Origin of the sequence: Blautia sp. NSJ-140 (assembly GCF_022868965.1) — a bacterium.
GTDB lineage: Bacteria > Bacillota > Clostridia > Lachnospirales > Lachnospiraceae > Blautia_A.
Genome location: NZ_JALIFS010000001.1, coordinates 178,153 through 202,881, shown reverse-complemented (window position 1 = coordinate 202,881; position 24,729 = coordinate 178,153). Strand labels below are relative to the sequence as shown.

Below are 24,729 nucleotides of genomic sequence, written 5' to 3'. Positions count from 1 at the left end.
TGGCCGATATGAAGAATATGAAGAACAAAACAACAAGAAACAATATGATCAATTATGGAATCGTCATTGTACTTTTTATCATTGTGCAGGCGCTTTCCTCGACGGGAAATCTTTCCAGACTGCTTATGGGACTTCTGGTTCCTCTTTGTGTTTATACCATCGCATCCGTTTCGTTGAATCTGGTAGTTGGTTTTTCCGGTGAGCTGAGTCTTGGACATGCAGGCTTTATGTGCGTGGGAGCCTTTTCCAGCGCCCTGTTTTCTCAGGTGGCTGCAGATTCTATCCCGCAGGTTCCGCGCTTTATCCTTGCGATCCTTGTAGGTGCGGCAGTTGCAGCCCTGTTCGGTGTGATCATCGGTATCCCTGTACTTCGTCTCCGCGGGGATTATCTTGCCATCGTTACACTGGCATTCGGTGAGATCATCAAGAACCTGATCAACGTGCTTTATATTGGTGTGGATGACAAGGGTATTCATGTTGCAACCAGTGCGGCAGGTCTTCATCTGGAAGCCGGCGGAAAGCAGATCCTCAAGGGTGCCCTTGGTATTTCCGGAACAGCAACCCTTTATAAAGATATCAAGAGTTACTTTTTCCTGATCGGTGTGCTCCTGCTCCTTCTGACTCTGTTTATTGTACAGAACCTGGTAAATTCCAGAAGTGGTCGCGCAATTATGTCAACCAGAGATAATCGTATCGCAGCAGAATCCGTAGGAATCAATATCACCAGATATAAACTGCTTGCATTTACAATTTCCGCAGCCCTTGCAGGAGTGGCAGGCGTGCTGTATGCACATAATCTTTCTCTTCTGAAGGTATCTGTATTTGATTACAACATGTCCATCCTGGTACTGGTATATGTGGTACTTGGCGGGATCGGAAATATCAGAGGATCGATCATCGCAACCATTATCCTTTATGCGCTGCCTGAGCTTCTCCGCGGATTTGCAAACTACCGTATGCTGATCTATGCCATCGTGCTGATCATCATGATGCTCTTTAACTGGGCACCGGCAGCAAGAGACTGGAGAGCACGTATGGTAGAGAAATTCAAAGGCAAAAAAGAGAAAAAGGAGGTGGCCTGATCATGGCAATGCTGGAAGTAAATAATCTGTCTATCCAGTTCGGCGGTCTTCGTGCTGTTGACGGCTTTAATATGACCATTGAGAAGGGACAGCTCTATGGACTGATCGGACCTAATGGTGCCGGTAAGACAACAGTATTCAATCTTCTCACAGGAGTGTATAAGCCTACAGAGGGAATCATTAAACTTGACGGCCAGGACATCACAGGAAAAAGCACCATTGAGATCAACAAGGCCGGAATCGCAAGAACTTTCCAGAATATCCGTCTTTTCAAGGATATGCCGGTTCTTGACAATGTAAAAGTAGGACTTCACAATCATCATCCATATTCCACACTGACCGGGATCTTAAGACTGCCGAAATATTACAAGGTAGAAAAAGAGATGAATGAACGTGCAATGGAGATACTGAGGGTTTTTGATCTGGATAAGGAAGCGGATACTCTGGCAGGAAACCTGCCTTATGGTAAACAGCGTAAGCTGGAGATTGCCAGAGCTCTTGCCACAGAGCCGAAGCTTCTTCTCCTGGATGAGCCGGCGGCTGGTATGAACCCGAATGAGACACAGGAGCTGATGGATACTATCCGTTTTGTGCGGGAGCATTTTGATATGACTGTTCTTCTGATCGAGCACGACATGAAACTGGTGGGCGGTATCTGTGAGGAACTTACAGTTCTGAACTTCGGTCAGGTACTGATCCAGGGTGAAACATCTGCAGTGCTGAAAGACCCGACGGTTATCACTGCATATCTGGGAGAATAAGGAGGAACGAGACAATGGCAATGTTGGAAGTAAAGGACCTCCAGGTCTATTATGGTGTGATCCAGGCTCTGAAGGGAATTTCTTTTCATGTAAATCAGGGAGAGGTTATTGCGCTGATCGGTGCCAATGGCGCCGGAAAGACAACCACACTTCAGACACTTACCGGAATTCTTTCTCCGAAGTCCGGAAGCATTGTGTTTGAGGGAAAAGACCTCACAAGAACACCGGCTCATAAGATCGTAGAGATGGGGATGGCGCATGTTCCGGAGGGAAGACGTGTATTTGCGGATATGTCCGTTTATGAGAATCTGCTCCTTGGAGCCTATACAAGAAAGGACAAGGCAGAGATCGCAGAGAGTCTTGCAAGTGTATACAAGAGATTTCCGCGTCTGGAAGAACGTAAAGGACAGCGTGCCGGAACACTTTCCGGTGGTGAGCAGCAGATGCTTGCCATGGGACGTGCACTGATGAGCAGACCAAGGATCATTTTGATGGATGAGCCGTCCATGGGTCTGTCACCGATCTTTGTAAATGAGATTTTTGACATTATCCGTGAGGTGAGCGAGAGCGGAACTACGGTACTTCTTGTTGAGCAGAATGCAAAGAAGGCACTTTCCATTGCAGACCGTGCCTATGTTCTGGAAACAGGAAGCATCACTATGGATGGAAAGGCTGAGGATCTTCTGAACGATGAGGCTGTTCAGAAGGCATACCTTGGAGAGTAGGGGGAAAGACATGGATAATTTCGTAATTACCATTGCAAGACAGTATGGAAGCGGCGGACGTACCATCGGAGAGGAGCTTGCAAAGAAATTAGGGATTTCTTACTATGACAAGGATATCATCCGCATGGCATCTGAGGAGAGCGGCATTCATGAGCAGCTTTTTGGAAGGGCAGATGAAAATGTCAGCACAAAGCAGAGATTTTTTGCAAAGTCCGGAATCTACAAGGGTGAGCTGATCCCGCCTCAGAGCAAGGATTTCACATCAGATGAGAACCTGTTTAATTATCAGGCAAAGGTGATCCGGCAGCTGGCAGAAACAGAGTCCTGTGTGATCATCGGACGTTGTGCAAATATGATCCTGAAGGATTATTCCAATGTTCTTCGTGTGTTTGTTTACGGAGACTGGGATTTCCGTATCCGCGAGGCAAGCAAGAAGCTCAGCGGAACCACAAAGGACATTGAGAAATTCATGCATAAAGATGACAAACGCAAAGAAGATTTCTGCAAACGATTCATGGGTGTTGACTGGACAGACATGACGAAATACAATCTGTGCCTGGATAACGGTACCCTTGGCTATAAAAAATGCGTGGAAGAGATCGAGAGTGCACTTGAGATCCTGAAGAAATAAGACATATATCAGAGAATACTCCCCGGGAAAGAAGAGCAAAAAGTCTTTTCTCGGGGATTTTTTCATATATTGTGGAAAAGTATATTTGATCCGGCGGGAAATATGGATAAGCGAAAAAAATATTTCTGTGTAGTGGCAGTGGTATTGATCCTGCTCAGCGGATATGGAAAAATGTCAGACAGTGCATTTCAAATGCAGGTGACCAGAATGATCGCCGGTGAGGGGATGCTCCGGCTGGTGGCGGCACAGTACGGACACAAAGCAGCAGAACCGGTGGCTGAGACAGCCTCTGACAGAAGCGAAAAAGAGGATCGACCACGTGTGGCTCTTACCTTTGATGACGGACCGAATGCAACATATACACCTCTGCTTCTGGATGGCCTGCGGAAGCGTGGAATCCATGCCACATTTTTTCTTATGGGAAAAAATATCCGGGGAAATGAGGAGATCGTAACGCAGATGCAGAGAGACGGCCATCTCATCGGTAATCACACGTATGATCACGTGCAGCTTGATAAGCTTCCAGGTGATCAGGCCTGTCAGCAGATCATAAAGACGAATAATGAGATCTACGAGATCACCGGAGAGTATCCCATGTATCTTCGCCCGCCCTACGGTGCCTGGCCGAAGGATCTGGAGCTCTGCGTGACCATGCTGCCGGTATTCTGGGATGTGGATACCCTGGACTGGAAATCAAAAAATGTCCGTTCTGTGGAAAATATCGTAAAAAGACAAGTGAAGGATGGCTCCATTATCCTGATGCATGACAGCTTTTCTACCTCTGTGGAAGCAGCCCTGGAGATCGCGGATATGCTTACGGAAGAAGGCTATGACCTGGTAACTGCAGATCAACTGCTTGTAATGTAACTGTGATCTGCCGAAAAGGCAGAAACGATTGCTTTTTTATGTGCAAACAGGTAAAATTATAAAAATAAGGAATCTGTCCGTATGCCGGAAACAAATGAAACGATCGTTGCCGGATACAGATCTATGAAAAGAATACGGATCGTGAATATCCGCTTTTTACAGAAAATACAGGAGTGAAAACCATGGATTTATTTGAATACGCAAAGTCAAAAACGCTGGATCAGGAATCGCCCCTTGCATCCAGGCTGCGTCCGCGAACGCTGGATGAGGTGGTGGGGCAGCAGCACATTGTAGGAAAAGATAAATTGCTGTATCGTGCTATAAAGGCGGATAAGCTGACATCAGTTATCTTTTACGGCCCTCCGGGAACCGGAAAGACCACCCTGGCAAAAGTCATCGCCAATACTACAAGCGCCAGCTTTACGCAGATCAATGCAACCGTAGCAGGGAAGAAAGATATGGAAGCAGTTGTAAAACAGGCACAGGACGATCTCGGCATGTATGGGAAAAAGACCATTCTGTTCATTGATGAGATCCACCGTTTCAACAAGGGACAGCAGGATTATCTTCTTCCTTTTGTTGAAGACGGAACCATCATTCTTATCGGGGCCACAACAGAGAATCCATATTTTGAGGTAAACGGAGCGCTTCTTTCAAGATCGATCATCTTTGAACTGAAGTCCCTGGAGATACCGGAAATAAAGGAACTGATCCTGCGTGCGGTTAACGATCCGGAACGTGGAATGGGAAGCTATGGGGCGGTGATCGAGGAGGATGCTCTGGAATTTCTGGCAGATATGGCAGGAGGAGACGCCAGAAGCGCTTTAAATGCCGTAGAGCTGGGAATCCTCACCACGCCCCGGGATACAGACGGTAAGATCCATCTGACCCTTGAGGTGGCTTCTGAGTGTATCCAGAAGCGTGTGGTGCGCTACGATAAGAACGGGGACAATCATTATGATATCATTTCCGCCTTTATCAAGAGCATGCGAGGCTCCGACCCAGATGCGGCAGTCTATTATCTGGCAAAAATGCTCTATGCAGGAGAAGATGTGAAATTTATCGCAAGAAGAATCATGATCCTTGCCTCTGAAGATATCGGAAATGCAGATCCCCAGGCCCTCTGCGTGGCGACGGCAGCAGCACAGGCAGTGGAACGTGTGGGAATGCCGGAGTCCCAGATCATTCTTTCCCAGGCAGTTACATACATGGCCTGTGCACCCAAGAGCAATTCAGCAGTAAATGCCATACAGGAAGCCATGCGCTGCGTGAAGGCGAAGAAGACAACCGTTCCGGTGCATCTGCAGGATGCCCATTATGGTGGCCACGAAAGTCTGGGTCATGGTATCGGATATAAATATGCCCATGATTATCCGAACCATTATGTAAATCAGCAGTATCTGCCATCAGAAATCGAAGGAGAACATTTTTACGAGCTCAGTGATATGGGATATGAAAAGAAACTGAAAGAGCACATGAAGAAGATCCACGAAGAAGCGAAATAAATGAATATAAGTAAAACGGAGGAGCCTCTCAGAGAAGCTCCTCCATTATTTTGTCATAAACATTCTGGTATTTATAAGGCCAGCTTTCGCATACAGACTGTGCAGCAGCAAGATTTGGAACATTGATGCTGAGATCAACGATGCTGACACCGCTTTCAATGATACGCAGACGTACCGAGTAGCTGCCCTCTTTGGTGGGATAGTAATCAGCAGGAGTCAGGAGATGTTCTTCGATCTTGCAGTGGAGGGAATTGAGATATTCTTCCACTTCTTTCTTGATGTCAGAAGAAAGTTCTTTGGAAAAATATTTCAGAGTGTTTTTTCCCTCCGAGGTCAGTCGATAGTAACTGCGGTTGGACTGTGAAGACATTTCCACCAGATCTGCCTCCACAAGTTCGGAAACTGCCTGCTGGAGCTGAAAATAATTGGTGTATTTCCGGTCCAGGATAAAATCGGTGATCTGGGAATTTGTGAGATCCCCATCGGAATTCTGCAGCATATATAAAATAATAAGCTTATAGGTTGTAAAAGGTGATGCCATAAGAATCCTCCTTTTTACTGGCTGCGGGAAAGGGCTTCGAGAGCTTTTCCCTGAAAACTTGCTCTTTCTTTCATCCGGTGATGAAGAAGATTTAAAACTTCACGTTTGCGGCTGGCCCATAAAGGTGCGATCAGCAGATCCTTCGGTCCGTCGCCGGTGACCCGGTGGATCACGATATCCGGTCTGAGATGTTCCAGGCAGTCAATGACAAGGTCCAGATACTCGTCCCGTTCATAAGTACGGAAAAGACCAGCTTCATGATCAGCGGCAAGATCTGTACCACGCAGTACATGAAGAAGCTGCAGCTTGATTCCCTGGATATCCATGGCGTTCAGATAAGCCATTGTTTCCAGGATATCCTTCCGGCTTTCGCCGGGAAGCCCCAGGATGGTGTGGACGATTACTTCGATGTCGCCTGTACGGAGATTTTTCAATGCGGTATCAAAACAGGACAGTGGATAGCCGCGCCGTATATATCTGGCGGTATCTTCATGGATAGTCTGGAGTCCCAGCTCCACCCACACCGGTTTGATCTGGTTCAGGGAATAAAGAAGCTCCAGTACATCATCTCCCAGACAGTCCGGTCTGGTACCAATGGACAGTGCCACGATATCCGGATGAGAGATGGCTTCTGTGAAGATCTTATGCAGGTGTTCCACAGGAGCGTATGTGTTTGTATATGCCTGAAAATAGGCGATATATTTATGAATCGGGCGTTTGGAAGAGAGACTTTTGATCTGTGTGTTGATCTGCTCTGTAATGGAAAGAGCGGCGTTTGCTGCAAAATCTCCGCTCCCGCCCTGGCTGCAGAAGATGCAGCCTTTTTTGCCCAGGGTGCCGTCACGGTTGGGACAGGACATGCCGCCGTTTAATGCAACCCGGTAGACCTTTTCGCCGTATCGCTCCCGGAGCATATAGTCCAGAGAGTGATAAGGCTTGTCGTTCCAGCGTTTCATTATGCCTCTTTCAGTTCGTTTTTCTCTTCGTCATTTTCTTCGTCTTCATCTTTAGGTATATAGTTATCGAAGATCTTTACAAAAATCTTTGATTTCCAGTAGGCCAGCGTGGAAAATCCCATCAGAATAAAAAGCATGATCAGGATGGATGTAAACTGTGCGTAGCTCACATAAGCAAAAAGCCACATCAGCAGGAGCGGAGACGCAGAGATCACAAGCATCAAAAGTGTCAGCGGAAGATGGCGGACGGACATCAGGAATGCATTTACAAAGGTATTCTTGATGGAATTAAAAAATTTGGAAAGGATCGGATAAATGTACAGAAGGATCATCGCATAGATCAGTGCAAATGCAATGAACAGACTGAAAAGTCCTTTGTACATAGCTCCGCTTCCGGCTCTGGCGATCCGAAGATCGATAAACAGAACAGCAGCGGTGAGGAGCATGATGATATTGATGATGGTCGCCTGTTTGAAATTCTGTTTGAATGAGCGGAAAAAGCTGCGGGCAATATAAGATTCTTCGTCTCTTGCCATCTTCAGTGTGACATAGTAGAGAGCTGTTATGGAGGCGCCTGCGGTGACAACCGGAATACAGCAGAGGATGCACAGAAAATTCAGAAGAAGCAGATCTGCTACGCGTCCCATGAACACGAAGAATTTGTTGTCCATGTTGAAAAAACGATTCATTTGATAAGTCTCCTTTTCTTTGGGATATTATTTTAAGTATACCCAATCACAGCAGAAAAAGCAAATCCCAAATGTTTTCCGAGACTGTGGAAACAGGAAAATCATGTGTCCGCCATAGAAAGACAAAATAGTGAAATAGTTTATTAAATTTCCCTAAAAGACTTGCTTATCACGAATTAGAGTGTTAAAATATCAGTATTGTATTAGACGAAATTTATGTATTTTAAAGGAGCGTAACAATGAGCAAAAAAATCAGGACGGAGGCTGTGGATCATCTTTTTGAAGCGATCCTGTGCCTGAAGGACAAGGAAGAGTGTTATACATTTTTTGAGGATGTGTGCACCATCAATGAGCTGCTTTCTTTATCTCAGCGCTTCGAGGTAGCCAAGATGCTTACCGATAAGCGTACATACCTTGATATTTCCGAGAAAACAGGAGCTTCCACAGCTACGATCAGCCGTGTGAACCGTTCCCTGAACTATGGAAATGATGGTTATGAGATGGTATTTGCACGTATGAAGAAGGATAACGGGGAGCAGGGCGGCGAAGCAGAATAAGGCTTACGTCCATACCGTGGTGATAACGGATAATGCTGTAACGAAAAAGAGACAGGCGATCACACGTCTGTCTCTTTTTTTCGGTGCGTCCGGCGACGCACGTTTATGACCGGATGTAAGCTCCGGATATTATTTGTCTTTTTTTGAGGAATCAGTATCTTTTGAGGAATTCATGTGGTCGATCATGTTTTCGATGATCATTTTTTTCATATATACGTCGAAGCTAAGAAGACAGATGAAGGAAAACTGGTGAAGGAATTCCTTATCCTCCGGGTCGGCGTCCTCAAAGATCTCTCCGGCACTTTTGAAACGGCGCATAAGATCCTTTTCCAGGTAACGGATCTGTGACTGCTCCATACTGAAAACCTCCCGGTAGATGTAAGTCATGTCCTTTTCTGTAACGGACTTGAAGTATTTCTCGGTGATCGGTCCCAGAAGGGTCTGGATATCACTGATGGAGAGGATATTTTTAAAATAGTAGATAAAGATCAGCATCAGCAGATGCTCCCGGGAATACCGCTTTTTTTCCGGCGGGGGAAGGAGCTTGTTCTTTGCGTAATTGTTGATCATGGTCTTGGTCAGGATCTTGTCATCATCATGACGTTTGGTGGAAGCGAGATTATCTTCCATAAAGGTCGTGACCTGATCCATGTAAAGATCGATATTGGGAATTTCATCGGGTTTTATATAATCAAGCTCAGCAATTTTTGCAAAAATGCTGTTCATCATTTCTTTTTCGTTTTCTGTCATTGCATTATCACCTCTGCTCCTTATTATATAGTTTTAAATACTACTTGTAAAGAAACTTTTTTCAGAGAGGTGGGTTTACCGGAAAGTAAAGTCATGATAGTATATAAAGATACTGTTCATATGGAAAAAGAAATGGAGATCAAAATGAGTATACATGATGCTTTGGACACATTGAATCCTATGCAGCGGGAAGCTGCCGTACATACAGAGGGACCGCTTCTGATCCTTGCAGGAGCCGGTTCCGGAAAAACAAGAGTGCTGACCCACAGGATCGCCTATTTAATGGAAGAAAAGGGGGTAAACCCATGGAATATCCTGGCGATCACCTTTACCAACAAGGCTGCCAGTGAGATGCGGGAACGTGTGAATAAAATTGCGGGAATGGGTGCGGAGAGCGTATGGGTCTCCACCTTCCATTCCGCCTGCGTGAGGATCCTGCGCAGACATATTGAGGTGCTGGGTTTCAACAGTAATTTTACCATTTATGATGCCGACGACCAGAAAACAGTCATGAAGGAAATCTTCCGGAAGTTTGATATCAATACCAAGATTTACAAGGAACGCGCTGTTCTTGCTGATATTTCCCATGCCAAGGATGAACTGATCACACCGGAAGAGATGGAGCTGAATGCGGGCGGCGATCCGGATGCACGGAAGATTGCCGGTATGTATAAGGAATATCAGTCTATCCTCCGGGGAAACAATGCGCTGGATTTTGATGACCTGATCGTGAAGACTGTGGAGCTTTTTCAGCATAATCCGGATATCCTGGACTATTATCAGGAACGTTTCAAATATATTATGGTGGATGAGTATCAGGATACCAATACTGCCCAGTTTAAATTTGTAAGTCTTCTTGCTGAGAAATACAAGAATCTCTGTGTGGTTGGTGATGATGACCAGTCCATCTATCGTTTTCGTGGAGCAAATATCGGGAATATCTTAGGATTTGAGAAGGTTTTTCCTGAGGCTAAGGTGGTGCGCCTGGAACAGAATTACCGTTCTACCCAGAATATCCTCAATGCAGCCAATGAGGTGATCGTCAACAACACAGAGCGTAAGGAAAAACGCCTCTGGACAGAGAACGAAGAGGGAGATAAAGTACATTTCCGTCAGTTCAACAACGGATTTGAGGAAGCGGAGTATGTTGCAGGAGAAATCATCCAGGGGCGCCGCAACGGGAAATTCCAGTACAAGGATTGTGCAGTACTTTATCGGACCAATGCTCAGTCCCGTCTCTTTGAGGAGAAATTCCTTCTGGCAAATGTTCCTTATAAGATTGTCGGCGGCGTGAACTTTTATGCCCGCAAAGAGATTAAGGATCTGTTAAGCTATCTGAAGACCATTGACAATGCCAGTGATGATCTGGCTGTGCGCAGGATCTTAAATGTGCCAAAAAGAGGGATCGGACTCACCAGCATCGGCCGGGTCCAGGACTATGCGGATATGATGAACCTGAGCTTTTACGATGCTCTCCGCGTGGTGGAGGAAGTACCGTCCATTGGCAGGGCAGCAGGAAAGATCAATGATTTTGTATCCTTTATCCAGGGACTGAAAAGTAAGGCAGAGGCCTATACAGTCCGTGAAACCCTGGAAGAGGTTATTGAGCTTACCGGTTATGTGAAGGAGCTGGAGGCAGAGAAAACGGAGGAGGCCCAGGCGAGGATCGAAAATATTGATGAGCTGATCTCCAAGACAGAATCCTTCCAGGAAGCCATGGAGGAGGCCGGACAGCCGGCAACACTTTCTGCATTTCTGGAGGAGATTGCACTGGTGGCAGATATCGATTCTGTTGATCCGGATCAGGATTATGTGCTGCTGATGACCCTTCACAGTGCCAAGGGACTGGAGTTCCCCAATGTATTTATCGTAGGAATGGAGGACGGTGTTTTTCCGGGATATGCTTCCATCTGGTCCGGTGATCCGTCGGATATAGAGGAGGAGCGAAGGCTCTGTTATGTGGGAATCACCCGTGCCATGAAAGAGCTGACCTTAACCTGTGCAAAACAGCGGATGATCCGTGGGGAGACTCAGTATAACCGTGTGTCACGTTTTGTAAGGGAGGTTCCACGGGAGCTGGTAGATCTTGGACATACCATTCAGGAAAAAAAGCCCAAGGTAGATGATATCGTATCTCCGAAAAGCGCCTATGCCCAGATGAAAATGAATTTCCAGGCAAAGAGCACCCTGCAGAAAAAAGATTTCACAGTGAAGAAGGCGGACAGCCTGGACTATGGTGAGGGAGACACGGTCCGTCATGTGAAATTCGGAGTCGGTATCGTAAAAAATATCGCAGACGGCGGCAGAGACTACGAAGTGACGGTAGACTTTGACAAAGTCGGCGTGAAAAAAATGTTCGCCGGTTTTGCCAAGCTGAAAAAGATCTGAGAGGGATCTCTCCGGGCAGACTATTTCTGCAAAAAACTGTAAAAATCCGGCCTCAAGGTTGTAATTGGAAAACCGGTATGTTAGAATTAATATCAGCGTAATTGAATTACTGTGAAGTGAACAGTATCACCGGCACATATGCTGCCGGATACTGTGAGAGGGAATCGGGTAAAAAGCCTGAGCGGTTGCGGCCACTGTATACAGAAGAAGGGATTTCACATGCCATTGCAGAAACTTATGTGAGAAGGCGAAATCCCGATGTCAGAGAGATTCTGGAGAAAATTCTGATACATCATTCATGATCGGCTAAAAGATGAATGGTGTATCAGTTTTTATTTTGCGGAGTTTTTTCTGAGTCTGTAAGTCAGGAAACCTGCTTGACAGTATGTAAGTGGGAGCTTCCGTACAAAGTGTTCCGTGCAGATTTTATGAAGCCCCATCTTTTCGGTTACCCATAGGCAACAGAAGATAAAACAGGCGAAAAGAGAGGAAATGAAATGAAAAACAAGTATGTATCCACAAGAATCATGGCAATGGTAATGGCAGCGGCAATGACCGTATCTGCAGCTCCGGCTGTTTATGCCGCAGAGAGAGCAGACTCCGAGACCATCAAGGAAGACAACCAGCCGGCAGCAGAAGACAGTACAGAGTCTGCAGACACCGAAGATTCTTCCGCAGAGGCAACCAAGACAGAATATCCTCTGACCATCACAACCTATGATTACGATGGAAACGAAATCGAAACCACTTATGAAAAAGCACCGGAAAAAGTCCTTGCTGTATATCAGGGAAGCATTGAGACTATGCTCGCACTTGGTCTGGAAGACCACCTGGTAGCTACCGCAGGTCTTGATAATGAAGTTCCGGAAGATCTCAAAGAAGCATTCTCAAAAACAAATTATCTTGACGAATTTACCCCATCCCTTGAAACTGTAACAATGCTGGAGCCGGACATGATCTTATCCTGGAGCTCTCTTTTCTCTGATAAGAATCTGGGAAATGTAACAGACTGGATCGACAAAGGCTGCAACACCTACTACAACACCAATACTCGTCCGGACGGCGACAGAACACTGGAAAATGAATTCACAGATATCTTAAATATCGGAAAGATCTTCGATGTACAGGACAAAGCGCAGGCTATCGTTGATGATGCAAAAGCAGTGATCGACAAAACTCTTACTGCAACTGCAGATGTAAAAGACAAACCAAGCGTAATGGTATTGGAGCCTCTTGGAGATGACATCACAAACTATGGCGTAAAGAGCCTTGGCGGAGATATGGTAACACAGTTAGGCGCAACTCTTGCAAACCCGGATGCTTCCACCGTTGGAAAAGAGGATATCATCGCAGCCAACCCTGACGTGATCTTTGTGGTTTACATGCCATATGCAGGAGATGATCCGGAAACTGTTAAGAACAGCCAGCTTGCAGTGATCCAGGATGATGAGTCCCTGAAGAGTCTTGACGCAGTAAAGAACGGACGTGTTTACCCGATCATGCTCAGTGAGATGTATGCAAGTGCAACACGTACCCAGGACGGAATCGAAACTTTTGCAAAGGGATTATATCCGGACGTAAATCTTGACTGATCGGAGAAAATGCAGTGAAAGAAACAGCTTCACAAAGAAAAAAAGATAAGGTGCTCAGAACATCCATGTATGTGGCAGTTCTCATCGGACTTGCAGGATTCCTTATTTTTTCCATACTTGCAGCCATCACTTTTGGAAATGCGGATCTGTCACTGAAGGATGTATACAGCGTTATCGCTTATAAATTGTTTCATATAAAAAGTCTGTCCGCCTATGCGGAAGGCGCAGTTCATGATGTTGTGTGGCTGATCCGGCTGCCCAGAGTCCTTCTGGCTCTGGCAGTTGGAATGGCTCTTTCCGTGTGCGGCGTGGTGATGCAGGCTATCGTGCAGAACCCGCTGGCAGACCCGTATGTGCTGGGTATCTCATCTGGTGCATCTCTGGGTGCCACACTGGCCATCATGCTTGGAATCGGAAGCTTTCTTGGCGGAAACTCTGTGGGAATCACTGCTTTCATTGGCGCGATGATCACTTCTTTTGCGGTGATCGCCATTGCAAACATGGGTGGAAAGGCAACTTCCGCAAAACTGATCCTTGCGGGAATGGCGGTCAGCGCAGTCTGTTCTGCTTTTTCCAATTTTGTCATTTATATTACCAATGACAAAAATGCGGCAACAGAAGTTATGAAGTGGAGCATGGGAAGTCTTGCCGGAGCAAGCTGGACCAGAGTGGGTGTAATGCTTCCGGTCACGCTGGTGTGCGTGGCTGTTTTCTGGACGCAGTACCGGAACCTGAATCTGATGCTTCTGGGAGATGACGTATCCATTACCCTTGGAACAGATCTGCACAGACTGCGGACTTTTTATCTGATCGTTGCTTCTGCTATGATCGGATTTGCCGTGTACTGTGCCGGTGTGATCGGATTTGTGGGACTGGTGATCCCTCATGTGGTCCGGATCCTTTTTGGAACAGATCACAGAAAACTGCTCCCCTTAAGTGCGCTTCTTGGTGCATCGTTTCTGATCTGGTGCGATGTGGCATGTCGTGTGATCCTTAAAAATTCCGAGATGCCCATCGGTGTGCTGGTATCCATTATCGGTGCTCCCTGCTTTATTTATCTGCTTGTGCGGAAATCCTATGGATTCGGAGGTGCCCGGTAATGAAGATCACCACAGAAAATATTCAGGTTGGCTTTCACGCCAGACAGATCCTGAAGGGAATCTCCATGGAATCCCAGGATAAGGAACTGGTAGGAATCATCGGACCAAACGGAAGCGGAAAATCCACTTTGCTGAAATGCATTTACCGTATTCTGAAACCAGACGCAGGAGCCGTGTATCTGGACGGCGAGGAGCTTCATTCCATGAGTGTTCGAAGCTCTGCGAAAAAAATGGCCGTGGTGGCACAGCACAATTATTATAATTTTGATTTTACGGTCCGCGAGGTGGTTCTTATGGGGCGTGCGCCTCATAAAAAGACTCTGGAACGGGACAATGCAAAAGATTACCAGATCGTGGATGAAGCGCTGAAAACCGTACAGATGGAGGCGTTTGCAGACCGTACCTTTTCCACTCTTTCCGGAGGAGAGCAGCAGAGGGTGATCCTGGCAAGAGCACTTGCCCAGCAGACTTCTGCACTGATTCTGGATGAGCCTACCAATCATCTGGACATTACCCACCAGATCATGCTGATGGAGCTGGTGAAAAAACTTAATGTAACCGTGATCTCCGCTATTCACGATCTGAATATTGCAGCAGCATACTGTGATAAGATCTATGTACTGAAGGACGGAGTTCTGGAAGGTTACGGAACGCCGGAAGAAGTCCTGACCCCGGAGCTGATCCGCAGGATCTATAAAGTAGAAGCGGAGATCGTTTACGACAGCCGCGGAAAGATGCATATTTTGTTTTTATGATTCTGGCTGTGAGGCGGGATGCATAGAGGGAAAAAGATGAAAAAGATTGGGATTTTGACATGCCTTAATTCCAATGATGTGTGTACCAGGGCAGGATGTCTGTCTGCATTTCGGGAAAGAAGAGATTTTTTTTCCGGCTATCCGGAAGATACGATTCTGGCAGCTGTGATGACATGCAACGGATGCAAAGAAACCAATGCAAAAGAACCTGCTGAAGATGAGGGGATTTTGGAAAAGGCAGACCGGCTGGTCAGTGAAAAGATCAGCGTCATCCATGTCGGGGTATGCCGTCTGAATGAGGAAAAAAAGGAATGTCCGCGGATAACACAGATCTGCGGTCTGATAGAAGAACGCGGGATCAAAGTGATCCGAGGAACCCATAAAGAATAAGAGAAAACCGCCGTATCTTTCCGGAAATGCCGGAAATACGGCGATTTTTTTACAGAATGTTTCTGCGAAAATTTGTGTAAGTTCTGGTAAAACCAGACATATGGTGGTATAATAAGAACATTAAAAAAAGGCTCGGGTGCAGCGACCTCAAAAACGCTGCGCTGTAGATTTACTGACAGAAAGTACAGCCGAACAGAAAGAAAGGATGGTGCAGTGTTATGAATTTAAATACAACAAAACTTGAAGAACTGCTCGCAACACTGAAGAAAAAAGAAGAAGAGAAAGATAAGAACACAGTCCTTTGGGTACTGGCGATCATCGGTGCTGTTGCAGCTGTTGCCGGTATTGCGTTTGCAGTATACCGTTTCTTCGCTCCGGATTATCTGGAAGATTTTGAAGAAGATTTTGATGATGACTTCGATGATTATTTCGAGGATGAGGAAGAGTAAGAACTTTCACTGCAGAGGCTGTTTTGAGCAGATCAGAATGGCTGTCTGTTATGTATGAATATGAGAAGCGGATAATTGAAGCCCCGGCGCGATACCGGGGCTTGATTTTTGAAGACGGACCGTGAAACGCTGTACTAGTTATAAAACAGAAAGAGGATTTATGAAAAAAGGTGAAATTTACGAAGGTATTATAGAAAAAGTGGAATTTCCAAACAAAGGTTTTGTTTGGGTTGATGACCAGAAAGTAATTGTAAAAAACGGAATCCCGGGACAGAAAGTCAGGTTTATGATCAATAAGAAACGTTCCGGCCGGGCGGAAGGACGTCTTCTGGAGGTTCTGGAGAAATCTCCGCTGGAGACAAGAGAACCTGCCTGTCAGGAGTTTCCGGCATGTGGCGGCTGCATGTATCAGACCATGAGCTATGAGGCACAGAAGGAGATGAAGGAATGTCAGGTGAGGGAACTTCTGGATGGGGCAGTAAGAGAAAGTCTGGCTAAGATCGGGAAGAACGGTAATGTGACAGAAGAAGCTGAGGCTGCAGATCGTTTATATCACTGGGATGGGATCTACGGCAGTCCCATTGAGTTCGGGTACCGCAATAAGATGGAGTTTTCTTTTGGGGATGAGTATAAGGATGGGCCGCTGTCCCTTGGACTTCACAAAAAGGGAAGCACTTACGATATCCTGAATACGGATGACTGTAAGCTGGTTCATCCGGATATGACAAAGATCCTGGTCTGTGTGCGGGAGTTTTTCCTGGAGCGTAATGCCAGCTTCTATAAAAAGCTGCAGCATGTGGGGTATCTTCGACATCTTCTTCTTCGAAGAGGCGTTACAAGTGGTGAGATCCTGGTCCATGTGGTAACAACCACCCAGGAAGAATATGATCTGGAGCCTCTGAAAGAACAGCTTCTTGCACTTCCGCTGGAAGGGAAGATCGTGGGGATCATGCACATTTTAAATGATTCTTTATCTGATGTAGTGCAGAGCGACGAGACGAAGATCCTTTACGGAAAGGATTATTTCTATGAAGAACTTCTTGGATTGAAATTTAAGATCAGCACCTTTTCCTTTTTCCAGCCAAATTCCCTGGCTGCGGAGATCCTGTATTCCAAGGTACGGGAATATGTAGGAGATACCAGAGACAAGGTGGTATTTGACCTTTACAGTGGAACCGGCACCATTGCCCAGCTTGCGGCGTCCGTTGCCAGCGAGGTGATCGGTGTGGAGATCGTGGAAGACGCGGTAAAAGCCGCCAGAGTAAACGCTGCACTTAACAACATCAATAACTGTCGTTTTATTGCCGGAGACGTGCTGAAGGTTCTGGACGATGTGCCGGAGAAACCGGATGTGATCATCCTTGATCCGCCAAGAGATGGTGTTCACCCCAAAGCCCTTCCAAAGATCCTGGCTTACGGCGTAGACCAGATCGTATACATTTCCTGCAAGGTTACAAGTCTTGTGAGAGACCTCCCGGCATTTTATGAGGCAGGATATGAGATGACCCACGCCTGTGCAGTGGATCAGTTCTGCCAGGGGGTTCATGTGGAGACTGTGTGTCTCTTGAGCAACCGGAACCGGATGACACGATAGAGATCGACTTAGACTTAGGTGAGCTGGATGCAACCAGTGCAGAGACGAAGGCAACCTATCAGGAAATCAAAGATTATGTGCTGAAGGAATTTGGCTTGAAGGTTTCAAATTTATATATTTCTCAAATCAAAAGGAAATGTGGAATCGAAGTAGGAGAAAACTATAATCTGCCAAAGACAGAAAATCCAAAAGTGCCACAGTGTCCGAAAGAGAAAGAAGATGCTATCAAGGCTGCCCTGAAATATTTTGCGATGATTTAAGGATATCGCTGATTTCAAGGAGGAATAACACATGAAAAGCACATTTGAAAAAATGGGTGGAACCTACACACTGGGAGCAGACGGAATTTACTATCCGAATCTTGTCAGTACAGATGAAGAACCGCATTATGGAAAATATGGAATAATGCGGAAAACGTATCTGAAAGAGCATTGTCCGGCAATGTATTCACTGTATATGTTGGAAGACAGACTGGTGGAACATCTGAATCTTGTGGATGATGAAGCGCAGGAGAGAATGGAAGTTCTGGTGCATCAGATGATGGAGAGGCAGGGCATTACGGAAGAAATGAAAGCTCGTGACCAGATGGAATGGGTTAGGGCGGTAAATGGTATTCGTAATATGGCAGAAGAGATTGTGTTAAAAGAATTGATTTACAGGTAAATAAAGAGCTGAACAGGTAGGAAGAAAACTCCTATTTGTTCAGCTTCTGCATTTGTAAGGGTTCAAAGAAGAATCAAATTACAATTCCATATCAGGTGACCATTTCTAAGTTCCGGAAGGTTGTTTTTTTCTGCCATGGTTATAAGTTACACAGATTTAATTACTTCATAGTATGGCTTAAAAAATATCCGAATATAACTTCACAGAAATAATTATAATGGAGAGATTATTTGATATATTTGTGCTAATATTCTGCAATTCTACTGCTAGTCGATTGATTTATGCGTACTCCCATTATAATATGTGTGCAGGAGGTGGATGTATGTATCAAATTAGTAATGAAAAATTCGGTTTATTTGTAACCGAATTAAGAAAGAAAAAGAATTTAACTCAAAAGGATTTGGCTGAAAAATTATATGTATCAGATAAAACGGTCAGCAAATGGGAACGTGGTCTTAGTATGCCTAATGTCGTATTACTCATACCAATAGCTGATATATTAGATGTTACCGTTACAGAATTGTTACGTGGAGAAAAAATAGATACACAGAAAAATATTGATACAAAAGAAGTCGAGGAATTGGTAGTAGGCTCTCTCGATATGGCTGTTAGGAATTCTATTCATCAGCATAGAAAAAACTGGATATTAGCATATTTGCTATGCTTTTTAATATCTATTACAGAAATTATTATGTTAGTCGTATCTGGGAATTCAATAGCTGAGATGAAAGATGATATATTGCTGGTTACAGGGTTAATGCTTTTATTTGGTGCATGGTTTTGTTTCTTTGCCAAAGACATATTACCAACATATTATGATGCAAACAAGATAAATTATGTTTCACAAGGAATTTTTAGAATACATCTAGTTGGTTTATCCTTTAACAACGGAAATTGGATGTACATCTGTACAACTTTAAAAATTTGGACACTTGCAACGGTTGTTCTATATCCTCTTGCAGGTATTATAATAATCAATTGTCTCAATATAGCTTTATGGGATATTTTAAGTAAAATTTTCTTAATTATGATATTAGGTGGTATGGTAGTTTCGATTTACATTATCGGGAAAAAATACGAATAATTAAATTACCTGTTATCGTTGTGGATATTACTAATTTACAACATTCTTCATGGGAAATAAGGAATGATGCAGAAGAGATTGTGTTAAGCGAATTAGCATACATTTAGAACGTGGAAAGCTCCTTCGGGAGCTTTTTTCTGGTTTTTGCTGGGTATCAAGAAAGTATATAGAAAATGCATTAATCATATGGTATGATTTGAACAGAAGATAGAATCTTAGGAAGCAAGAAGATTTTTGAGGAATGTAACTTAGAAGTTATAGAATTAAGTTAATCGTGCCATATGGCTTGATTATAAACGCAAAGATAAAAACGCAACGTACATCTTTGATGTGCCAGAGCCGGTAGGTAGCCCGGCCGTCCTATATAAATAGGGTAAGTAACCTGCCCCTCCGGGTTGTCCATTCTTTGTTCAATCAATTTTAGGAGGGATTCTTATGGACAAAGTAAATGGAAAGCTGACAGTATTTTTTGAAGAGCCGTTTTGGGTGGGAATCTTTGAACGCATCGAAGATGGTAAACTATCTGTGGCAAAGGTAACATTTGGTGCAGAGCCAAAAGATTATGAAGTACAGGAATATATTCAAAAGTGCTATTTCAGTTTGAAATTCAGTTCGGTTGTTGAAACTGTTGTAAAGGATATCAAAAGAAATCCGAAACGGATGCAGCGGGAAGTAAAGAAGCAGATGCTGGAAATAGGCATTGGTACAAAATCGCAACAGGCGTTGAAATTACAGCAGGAACAGAACAAGCAGGAACGCAAAGAGAAAAGACGCAAGAAAAAAGAGGCAGAAGAGCAGCGAATGTTTGAACTGAAACAGCGAAAGAAAAGAGAAAAGCATAAGGGACATTAAAGTCCCTTGGCCTTTTACTCAAATCGAAAAGTGTTGAATAAAGCTTTCGGGAGGTGTTTCTATGAAGAAAAAAGTACTTGCAATTATGTTAGTCGCCATGTCAATCATGTTGATTTCAGCGTGCGGAAAAAAAGAAAAATTGTACGAAATTCCTGATTTATCGCAGTATAAGACAGATTATGTAGGAGATTCTTCAAATGTTATAAATATTGTAAGCGGTCAAGAGTATCCAGAGGGATACTCATATGACAGTATAGAGATACAGTCTGAAACAGAGCCTTATGGATTAACAGTTTTTCTAAAAGATGAACCGTCGGCAGTCAAACTTGAAGATCAATTGCAGGTTAATGCAGATATGACATTTGACTTGATTGGTAATTTGGGAACAATTGATTATAAAACAGCAGATAGCAAAGAAATTATTGCATCATATGAACGGTGATATATTTTTAGTCAACTTTTAGACAATTTGAAGAACGGAATATAAAAAGGCGTATGGAAGTTTTAAATCCATACGCTTTTTTGAAAAAAACTCATTTTTGAACAAGAGATTTGTAAGAACATATTATCTATTCAAAGACGGTTACAATTCCATATCATGTGATTTTTTCTTAGATTGAGCAGGCTGATTTCGCCGTATTTCCCGTTTCCTCTGATATTCCAGTTCCCATGCACGATGGGAGAAGACATCAGGATCTTCCACATTGAGATAATCCATCTCATTGGCTGCAATATCACGACGGTGATAGTCATAATATTTACCGAAAGTACCTTTGAGCTGTTCGATCAGCTTATCCCGAAAATCAGGACGTATCTGGATTCTGGTGTCCAGCAATTCTGTGTATTGTTCTGGATCAGGACGAAATTTTTCTTCCCGGAAAGCAGCGGCGTCTTTTTCAAGCTGTTTTTTAAGGGAGATGTCCTGAGAATCAAGAATATCAAGATTGTTATTCATCTGGTCATATTTCTTGGATAGATTCATCATATCTTTATCAGTAGAGCATTGTGCCTGGAAGATTAGCTGCTCTTTCCTTGATTTCAGTTCTTCAATTTCTTCGGTAACAGTTGTAAGCTGCTGATTCAATTTTATATGCTGGATGGGATTCAAAATACTGGTTTTATCCTTTTGCACATTCAGTTCTTTCCGTTCCGTAACTTTAGCTTTGAGTTTCTTTTTAACGGTGTTGTATTTATTCAGTATTGGATTAAAATGATTCATCCAATCATGAATTACTTCTTTTTGCATCTCATTGTGTAGCAAATGATATTGTGTAAAGATCATATGATTTCGGATAGTTTCCATTGTTTCTGCAATTACAGGAATAGAATTTTTGACAGCCTGAGCCAGTTTCTCTACCTGAGCTTTTAATTCCCGGAGCATTTTGTTATCTGCACGAATTTGACGATTGATTTCACAACGGTCAGCGATCATTCCTTTCTTTTCCATGTTTTGAGCAATATAGCCTTCATGGATGGTCGGCTGTTCGGTGATTCCCTGATCTGAAAAGCTGCGGTGATCAATGGATGCATTTATCTGATTGCGGGCAAGCATTTCATTTACAGTATCTGCCCAGTTTGCTCTCCAGATACAGAGTTGCTCATCACTGTTCCATTGTTCAGAAATGGGATTCTGCCTGCCATAGCGGCTGCTTTTTGGATGCTTGTCAATGCGGTCATAGCCTTTTTCCTGTGCGGCAGATGCGGTCATATAAATCTTCTTTTTTCCAACTTTATATCTGTATTGCTTTTCCCAGCCATCTTTTTGAGCAGCTTTGAATTCAGTAGCTGTAAATCCTTTTTCTTCTCCATTTTTTATGCAGAGATATTCTTTTTCTGTTTTATACTGCCATGTTCCGTTTTCATTCAGTGGACGGACGGTAAGCAGAATGTGTGCATGAGGATTGTGTCCATCTGTATCGTGAATAGCAAAGTCAGCACACATGCCCATATCCACAAAATTCTTTTGAATAAAATTTTGAAGAAGAGAAACATTACTGTCCTTATCTAATTCAATGGGAAGTGCGACAACAAATTCCCTTGCCAGTCGGCTGTCTTTTGTCTTTTCAGCAGCTTCCACAGCATTCCAGAGTTGTTCACGGTCTTTCCATTCTGGTGGAGCCATCGGTGGGAGCAATACTTCCTGATAAATGAGACCATGCTTTCTGGTATAGTCATGCTGAATACCATCGTAATCATTGTACATCCGGCTACAGCTCATATAAGCAGAAGCAGCAACAGCAGACCGACCGGAACCACGACTGACGACTTTAGCTTGCATATGATAAATTGCCATATCTGGCACCTCCTTTCGATGTTGCCTGCAACAGCGGATAAAGCCCTCGGCAGAGCGCACGAGCCTGACCAACGGGAAGGATACCACGTCAATAAAATGTATAAGACAATTTTTGATGAAATCAATTCCATCGGTGAAGACACAGGAATATTGCCTCAAATTATTATTGTAGACCATGTGGACGGGAAAAACTTGGAGTGCAAAGAAGAATTTGAAAGATATATTCGGTGTAATTGGAGAAATGATACAGGTCTGATTTAAATACAGTATTATAAAAAGGAAAGCAATGTATTTATACTGTGAAGTCTGGAAAGTGTTGATTTTAAGCCATTTCTGGATATGTGGGTTGATTCAGAGATATGGTTTTGTGACGTTTTTATGACAAACGCCAGAAAATATGGAGAGCTCCGTGACGTTTTGAGTTGACTTTTTACCGGTAATAGCATATGATAATAACAGCTAAGGAATGTGGTGAGATTCCAAGTGGCAAAGTGAAAGCCCCTCAGAGTTGCAGCTCTGGGGGCTTTCTTGCTCGTTAAGGTGAGTTATTCCGTTTAGGCTGTTGCTGCCTATCGTCTACCGTCCAGCCGTTTGCATATGTAGTAGCTAACTACGCTTGCTATAACGGAGACAAGGAATGAGGTGAGAATTTCTTCCATCGTGGACACCTCCTTTCTGCTGGAGGTTCGACAGCTCTTTTAGTATAGCATGGTTTAGAACAATTTGGAACATAAAAAGATTACCCGGTGCAAATTAATGTACCGGGCGTTTCTTACGAATTAAAAGAATTTTTTCGGGACTTTCCCGAAATCATTTTATGACCGGAGTAGATAGCCATAATCATACAGAGAAGAGAGCTGCAAGCAAAATATTTGTGAGCCGTTTTCATGTTTTTATAGCCGGTATAAAAGGTTCCAATCATGGCTGCCAATGCACCAAGTGACCAATATTTATGTGTTTTCATTTGAATATACCTCCTGCGTTTTTTTATATAATACCTCTTTTTAGAAAGCATGAAAACAGGAAATTTATAAATTCTGTTCTTTCTCAATCTGCTGTTCCTGTTCGTAGCTCTTTCCAAGGATCATATCAATATTGGCAGACACGGTACGAAATTCCCGTTCATAATTCCGGCGGTTAGAAAAATCTTCCCGTTGCATATTTCGCGATTCAATAAGTCGGTCTTTTTCAGCATAGAGGGCTTTCATGGAAGGCAGTTTATTTCCGACAGATTTTTCTTTCAGTGTTCGGAGAGCTGTATCATAAAGAGAAAGCTCTGCCCGGTGTTCTTCGTAGAATTTATCCTTATTGCGGCTCTTGCGGTAGTCGGCATACACATTTTTATATGCCAGATATTGTCCGGTAAAATGTATTTGCTCGTTCACATCTTTAAGTTGCTGTTCTGTATCCTTTAAAGATTTTCTGGCGGCACTGGTCTGATCGGATGCCTGATCAAGTGCAATATGGAAATCTTCAAGAGAGTCATATCCACATTCCTCTCTGTCTTTTGGGTCAAAGCTGATAATATGGGACCATTATTTTTATCGTATTTCCATAAACGATTTTTATATCATAAAGCAACTCACACTCAGCTACAAAATCAGCAAGTTTCTGCAAAAGTTTTGCCTGGTTTTTTGTTACTGCCTTCTTCCAGACGAAAGTATACTTATTGGCACTGGCTTCAATTTTTGTACCATCAATAAAAATGGTTTCTCCGGGAAGTTCTCCCATATCAAACAATGCATTAGACATTTCTGCAAGGATACGTTTAGAACAGGGAGCAAAATGGATACTTCTAAATCTTGCAAATGTTGCATGATCAGGAGTTGGGGAACCTTCTAGAAGAAACATAAAATTGATATCTCTTTTACAATTTAGGATAAAAGCGGGAATCCTCGGCAATTCAATTACCGAGATGAAAGCGTAAACTGTGCATATCTGCACTCATAATAAACAGAAATAACAAAACGGTTTTCGTTCAATTTTCTCCTATAAAAGCTTTCTATAAAAAGCTGTATCCAGCATTATAAAAAAGAAAGTATGTTCGATATTTTATTGCAGAATTTTCGATATCATGGTATACTATATGCATGAAAGAAAATCTTATACATTACCGCACTTGTGTGTGCAATATTAATTACCATATGGTATGGTCGGTAAAATACCGGCGGAAGATATTAAATGCGGAGATCGAGGCATATCTGCAGGAACTGGTGCAGGAGATCGCAGAGGATAAGGGCTTTACGGTCCATCTGTTTGAATGTGGGGAAGGAGACCATGTACACTGTTTTGTGTCAGCCCCTCCGAAATTGTCCATAACTGCGATCGTGAAATACCTGAAGGGGATATCCGGCAGGAAACTTTTCGAACGTTTTCCGGAAATAAGAAACCAGCTTTGGAAAGGGGAGCTGTGGAACCATTCCTATTATGTGGAAACGGTCGGATCTGTATCGGAAGAAAATATCCGCAGGTATATCGAACATCAGAGCAAAGCTTACTGATACG

29 protein-coding genes and 1 riboswitch are annotated in these 24,729 nt (G+C 43.7%); of the genes, 21 read left to right on the top strand and 8 right to left on the bottom strand.

Features of this window, described 5'->3' with window-relative positions; translation table 11 throughout:
- Window positions 1-8 precede the first annotated feature (8 nt).
- The 6 genes from MUB50_RS00920 to MUB50_RS00895 all read left to right on the top strand — a co-directional run bounded on the left by MUB50_RS00920 (window position 9) and on the right by MUB50_RS00895 (window position 5,571).
- Window positions 9-1,082 carry a branched-chain amino acid ABC transporter permease gene (locus MUB50_RS00920; protein ID WP_182433923.1) on the top strand — a complete coding sequence of 358 codons (1,074 nt, stop codon included), beginning with the start codon at window positions 9-11 and terminating at the stop codon, window positions 1,080-1,082.
- A 2-nt stretch (window positions 1,083-1,084) separates the two neighbouring features.
- A complete protein-coding gene (locus MUB50_RS00915; protein ID WP_021651650.1) occupies window positions 1,085-1,843 on the top strand; it encodes an ABC transporter ATP-binding protein in 759 nt (252 codons plus the stop codon).
- 14 nt (window positions 1,844-1,857) lie between these two features.
- The gene (locus MUB50_RS00910; protein WP_092071187.1) at window positions 1,858-2,568 is read left to right on the top strand and encodes an ABC transporter ATP-binding protein; all 711 of its coding nucleotides are present in this window, start codon (window positions 1,858-1,860) and stop codon (window positions 2,566-2,568) included.
- A gap of 10 nt (window positions 2,569-2,578) precedes the next feature.
- Entirely contained in the window at window positions 2,579-3,199 is a 621-nt protein-coding gene (locus MUB50_RS00905) for a cytidylate kinase-like family protein (protein WP_118623438.1), read from the top strand.
- Window positions 3,200-3,301: 102 nt separating this feature from the next.
- On the top strand, window positions 3,302-4,066 hold the full coding sequence (locus MUB50_RS00900) for a polysaccharide deacetylase family protein (RefSeq protein WP_118623654.1): 765 nt from the start codon (window positions 3,302-3,304) through the stop codon (window positions 4,064-4,066).
- Between the two features lie 182 nt (window positions 4,067-4,248).
- Window positions 4,249-5,571 (top strand): replication-associated recombination protein A, encoded by a 1,323-nt coding sequence (locus tag MUB50_RS00895; RefSeq protein WP_118623440.1) that lies wholly within the window; start codon window positions 4,249-4,251, stop codon window positions 5,569-5,571.
- 28 nt (window positions 5,572-5,599) lie between these two features.
- On the opposite strand, the gene MUB50_RS00890 is transcribed toward MUB50_RS00895, so the two are convergent.
- Genes MUB50_RS00890 through MUB50_RS00880 form a run of 3 tightly spaced genes read right to left on the bottom strand, consistent with a single transcriptional unit; the run spans window position 5,600 to window position 7,757 of the window.
- Window positions 5,600-6,112 (bottom strand): DUF4364 family protein, encoded by a 513-nt coding sequence (locus tag MUB50_RS00890; RefSeq protein WP_059086750.1) that lies wholly within the window; start codon window positions 6,110-6,112, stop codon window positions 5,600-5,602.
- Between the two features lie 14 nt (window positions 6,113-6,126).
- Entirely contained in the window at window positions 6,127-7,068 is a 942-nt protein-coding gene (locus MUB50_RS00885) for a TIGR01212 family radical SAM protein (RefSeq protein ID WP_118623442.1), read from the bottom strand.
- A complete protein-coding gene (locus MUB50_RS00880) occupies window positions 7,068-7,757 on the bottom strand; it encodes a YesL family protein (RefSeq protein ID WP_118623443.1) in 690 nt (229 codons plus the stop codon). Before MUB50_RS00880 ends, MUB50_RS00885 begins: the two co-directional genes overlap by 1 nt.
- Window positions 7,758-7,996: 239 nt before the next feature.
- On the opposite strand from MUB50_RS00880, the gene MUB50_RS00875 reads away from it, so the two are divergent.
- Entirely contained in the window at window positions 7,997-8,314 is a 318-nt protein-coding gene (locus MUB50_RS00875; RefSeq protein ID WP_015526079.1) for a YerC/YecD family TrpR-related protein, read from the top strand.
- A gap of 129 nt (window positions 8,315-8,443) precedes the next feature.
- On the opposite strand, the gene MUB50_RS00870 is transcribed toward MUB50_RS00875, so the two are convergent.
- Window positions 8,444-9,064, bottom strand: coding sequence for a DUF1836 domain-containing protein (locus MUB50_RS00870; protein WP_118512543.1), 621 nt, complete (start codon window positions 9,062-9,064; stop codon window positions 8,444-8,446).
- Window positions 9,065-9,208: 144 nt separating this feature from the next.
- Between MUB50_RS00870 and pcrA the strand changes: the two genes are divergently transcribed.
- The 12 genes from pcrA to MUB50_RS00810 all read left to right on the top strand — a co-directional run bounded on the left by pcrA (window position 9,209) and on the right by MUB50_RS00810 (window position 20,373).
- The gene (gene pcrA, locus MUB50_RS00865; RefSeq protein WP_118623656.1) at window positions 9,209-11,452 is read left to right on the top strand and encodes a DNA helicase PcrA; all 2,244 of its coding nucleotides are present in this window, start codon (window positions 9,209-9,211) and stop codon (window positions 11,450-11,452) included.
- 101 nt (window positions 11,453-11,553) lie between these two features.
- A riboswitch (cobalamin riboswitch) is annotated at window positions 11,554-11,843 on the top strand.
- Between the two features lie 106 nt (window positions 11,844-11,949).
- Entirely contained in the window at window positions 11,950-13,044 is a 1,095-nt protein-coding gene (locus tag MUB50_RS00860) for an ABC transporter substrate-binding protein (RefSeq protein ID WP_021651660.1), read from the top strand.
- Between the two features lie 14 nt (window positions 13,045-13,058).
- Window positions 13,059-14,144 (top strand): FecCD family ABC transporter permease, encoded by a 1,086-nt coding sequence (locus tag MUB50_RS00855; RefSeq protein WP_244789943.1) that lies wholly within the window; start codon window positions 13,059-13,061, stop codon window positions 14,142-14,144.
- Window positions 14,144-14,899, top strand: coding sequence for an ABC transporter ATP-binding protein (locus tag MUB50_RS00850; RefSeq protein WP_021651662.1), 756 nt, complete (start codon window positions 14,144-14,146; stop codon window positions 14,897-14,899). Before MUB50_RS00855 ends, MUB50_RS00850 begins: the two co-directional genes overlap by 1 nt.
- Window positions 14,900-14,935: 36 nt before the next feature.
- Complete coding sequence (locus tag MUB50_RS00845) at window positions 14,936-15,289, top strand: CGGC domain-containing protein (protein ID WP_044961569.1); 354 nt, start codon at window positions 14,936-14,938, stop codon at window positions 15,287-15,289.
- A 218-nt stretch (window positions 15,290-15,507) separates the two neighbouring features.
- The gene (locus tag MUB50_RS00840; RefSeq protein ID WP_015526073.1) at window positions 15,508-15,738 is read left to right on the top strand and encodes a hypothetical protein; all 231 of its coding nucleotides are present in this window, start codon (window positions 15,508-15,510) and stop codon (window positions 15,736-15,738) included.
- A gap of 160 nt (window positions 15,739-15,898) precedes the next feature.
- Window positions 15,899-17,332, top strand: coding sequence for a 23S rRNA (uracil(1939)-C(5))-methyltransferase RlmD (gene rlmD / locus MUB50_RS00835; RefSeq protein WP_244789945.1), 1,434 nt, complete (start codon window positions 15,899-15,901; stop codon window positions 17,330-17,332).
- Window positions 17,296-17,592, top strand: coding sequence for a hypothetical protein (locus tag MUB50_RS00830; RefSeq protein ID WP_118623447.1), 297 nt, complete (start codon window positions 17,296-17,298; stop codon window positions 17,590-17,592). The genes rlmD and MUB50_RS00830 overlap by 37 nt, the downstream gene beginning before the upstream one ends.
- A gap of 31 nt (window positions 17,593-17,623) precedes the next feature.
- Window positions 17,624-17,995 (top strand): TnpV protein, encoded by a 372-nt coding sequence (locus MUB50_RS00825; RefSeq protein ID WP_117688326.1) that lies wholly within the window; start codon window positions 17,624-17,626, stop codon window positions 17,993-17,995.
- A 322-nt stretch (window positions 17,996-18,317) separates the two neighbouring features.
- Window positions 18,318-19,079, top strand: a complete 762-nt coding sequence (locus MUB50_RS00820) for a helix-turn-helix domain-containing protein (RefSeq protein WP_024853912.1) — start codon at window positions 18,318-18,320, stop codon at window positions 19,077-19,079.
- A gap of 435 nt (window positions 19,080-19,514) precedes the next feature.
- Window positions 19,515-19,931 carry a YjdF family protein gene (locus MUB50_RS00815; protein ID WP_005335528.1) on the top strand — a complete coding sequence of 139 codons (417 nt, stop codon included), beginning with the start codon at window positions 19,515-19,517 and terminating at the stop codon, window positions 19,929-19,931.
- 61 nt (window positions 19,932-19,992) lie between these two features.
- Window positions 19,993-20,373 carry a DUF4825 domain-containing protein gene (locus tag MUB50_RS00810; protein WP_117688327.1) on the top strand — a complete coding sequence of 127 codons (381 nt, stop codon included), beginning with the start codon at window positions 19,993-19,995 and terminating at the stop codon, window positions 20,371-20,373.
- A 141-nt stretch (window positions 20,374-20,514) separates the two neighbouring features.
- On the opposite strand, the gene mobQ is transcribed toward MUB50_RS00810, so the two are convergent.
- A complete protein-coding gene (mobQ, locus tag MUB50_RS00805) occupies window positions 20,515-22,224 on the bottom strand; it encodes a MobQ family relaxase (RefSeq protein WP_118623449.1) in 1,710 nt (569 codons plus the stop codon).
- Here mobQ and MUB50_RS17010 point away from each other — a divergent pair.
- On the top strand, window positions 22,105-22,485 hold the full coding sequence (locus MUB50_RS17010; protein ID WP_306466228.1) for a DUF3732 domain-containing protein: 381 nt from the start codon (window positions 22,105-22,107) through the stop codon (window positions 22,483-22,485). The two genes, mobQ and MUB50_RS17010, sit on opposite strands and share 120 nt — an antisense overlap.
- Before the next feature lie 511 nt (window positions 22,486-22,996).
- Here MUB50_RS17010 and MUB50_RS00795 read toward each other — a convergent pair.
- The 3 genes from MUB50_RS00795 to MUB50_RS17110 all read right to left on the bottom strand — a co-directional run bounded on the left by MUB50_RS00795 (window position 22,997) and on the right by MUB50_RS17110 (window position 24,075).
- A complete protein-coding gene (locus tag MUB50_RS00795) occupies window positions 22,997-23,188 on the bottom strand; it encodes a DUF6219 family protein (RefSeq protein WP_118623451.1) in 192 nt (63 codons plus the stop codon).
- 64 nt (window positions 23,189-23,252) lie between these two features.
- Window positions 23,253-23,609: a hypothetical protein gene (locus tag MUB50_RS00790; RefSeq protein ID WP_244789947.1), complete on the bottom strand. Its 357-nt coding sequence runs from the start codon at window positions 23,607-23,609 to the stop codon at window positions 23,253-23,255.
- Between the two features lie 127 nt (window positions 23,610-23,736).
- Entirely contained in the window at window positions 23,737-24,075 is a 339-nt protein-coding gene (locus MUB50_RS17110) for a hypothetical protein (RefSeq protein WP_353652858.1), read from the bottom strand.
- 239 nt (window positions 24,076-24,314) lie between these two features.
- On the opposite strand from MUB50_RS17110, the gene tnpA reads away from it, so the two are divergent.
- A complete protein-coding gene (tnpA, locus tag MUB50_RS00780) occupies window positions 24,315-24,725 on the top strand; it encodes an IS200/IS605 family transposase (RefSeq protein WP_180214248.1) in 411 nt (136 codons plus the stop codon).
- Window positions 24,726-24,729: the final 4 nt, after the last annotated feature.

Excerpts from the sequence above, each read along its gene's own strand:
- MUB50_RS00900 (WP_118623654.1), top strand. The coding sequence starts at position 3,302 with ATGGATAAGCGAAAAAAATATTTCTGTGTAGTGGCAGTGGTATTGATC.
- MUB50_RS17010 (WP_306466228.1), top strand. The coding sequence starts at position 22,105 with ATGCTGAATACCATCGTAATCATTGTACATCCGGCTACAGCTCATATA.
- MUB50_RS00910 (WP_092071187.1), top strand. The coding sequence starts at position 1,858 with ATGGCAATGTTGGAAGTAAAGGACCTCCAGGTCTATTATGGTGTGATC.
- MUB50_RS00890 (WP_059086750.1), bottom strand. The coding sequence starts at position 6,112 with ATGGCATCACCTTTTACAACCTATAAGCTTATTATTTTATATATGCTG.
- mobQ (WP_118623449.1), bottom strand. The coding sequence starts at position 22,224 with ATGGCAATTTATCATATGCAAGCTAAAGTCGTCAGTCGTGGTTCCGGT.
- MUB50_RS00820 (WP_024853912.1), top strand. The coding sequence starts at position 18,318 with ATGTATCAAATTAGTAATGAAAAATTCGGTTTATTTGTAACCGAATTA.
- MUB50_RS00885 (WP_118623442.1), bottom strand. The coding sequence starts at position 7,068 with ATGAAACGCTGGAACGACAAGCCTTATCACTCTCTGGACTATATGCTC.
- MUB50_RS00845 (WP_044961569.1), top strand. The coding sequence starts at position 14,936 with ATGAAAAAGATTGGGATTTTGACATGCCTTAATTCCAATGATGTGTGT.
- MUB50_RS00825 (WP_117688326.1), top strand. The coding sequence starts at position 17,624 with ATGAAAAGCACATTTGAAAAAATGGGTGGAACCTACACACTGGGAGCA.
- MUB50_RS17110 (WP_353652858.1), bottom strand. The coding sequence starts at position 24,075 with ATGTTTCTTCTAGAAGGTTCCCCAACTCCTGATCATGCAACATTTGCA.
- MUB50_RS00870 (WP_118512543.1), bottom strand. The coding sequence starts at position 9,064 with ATGACAGAAAACGAAAAAGAAATGATGAACAGCATTTTTGCAAAAATT.
- tnpA (WP_180214248.1), top strand. The coding sequence starts at position 24,315 with ATGAAAGAAAATCTTATACATTACCGCACTTGTGTGTGCAATATTAAT.
- MUB50_RS00850 (WP_021651662.1), top strand. The coding sequence starts at position 14,144 with ATGAAGATCACCACAGAAAATATTCAGGTTGGCTTTCACGCCAGACAG.
- MUB50_RS00860 (WP_021651660.1), top strand. The coding sequence starts at position 11,950 with ATGAAAAACAAGTATGTATCCACAAGAATCATGGCAATGGTAATGGCA.
- pcrA (WP_118623656.1), top strand. The coding sequence starts at position 9,209 with ATGAGTATACATGATGCTTTGGACACATTGAATCCTATGCAGCGGGAA.
- MUB50_RS00880 (WP_118623443.1), bottom strand. The coding sequence starts at position 7,757 with ATGAATCGTTTTTTCAACATGGACAACAAATTCTTCGTGTTCATGGGA.
- MUB50_RS00875 (WP_015526079.1), top strand. The coding sequence starts at position 7,997 with ATGAGCAAAAAAATCAGGACGGAGGCTGTGGATCATCTTTTTGAAGCG.
- rlmD (WP_244789945.1), top strand. The coding sequence starts at position 15,899 with ATGAAAAAAGGTGAAATTTACGAAGGTATTATAGAAAAAGTGGAATTT.
- MUB50_RS00895 (WP_118623440.1), top strand. The coding sequence starts at position 4,249 with ATGGATTTATTTGAATACGCAAAGTCAAAAACGCTGGATCAGGAATCG.
- MUB50_RS00840 (WP_015526073.1), top strand. The coding sequence starts at position 15,508 with ATGAATTTAAATACAACAAAACTTGAAGAACTGCTCGCAACACTGAAG.
- MUB50_RS00920 (WP_182433923.1), top strand. The coding sequence starts at position 9 with ATGAAGAATATGAAGAACAAAACAACAAGAAACAATATGATCAATTAT.
- MUB50_RS00915 (WP_021651650.1), top strand. The coding sequence starts at position 1,085 with ATGGCAATGCTGGAAGTAAATAATCTGTCTATCCAGTTCGGCGGTCTT.
- MUB50_RS00815 (WP_005335528.1), top strand. The coding sequence starts at position 19,515 with ATGGACAAAGTAAATGGAAAGCTGACAGTATTTTTTGAAGAGCCGTTT.
- MUB50_RS00795 (WP_118623451.1), bottom strand. The coding sequence starts at position 23,188 with ATGAAAACACATAAATATTGGTCACTTGGTGCATTGGCAGCCATGATT.
- MUB50_RS00810 (WP_117688327.1), top strand. The coding sequence starts at position 19,993 with ATGAAGAAAAAAGTACTTGCAATTATGTTAGTCGCCATGTCAATCATG.
- MUB50_RS00905 (WP_118623438.1), top strand. The coding sequence starts at position 2,579 with ATGGATAATTTCGTAATTACCATTGCAAGACAGTATGGAAGCGGCGGA.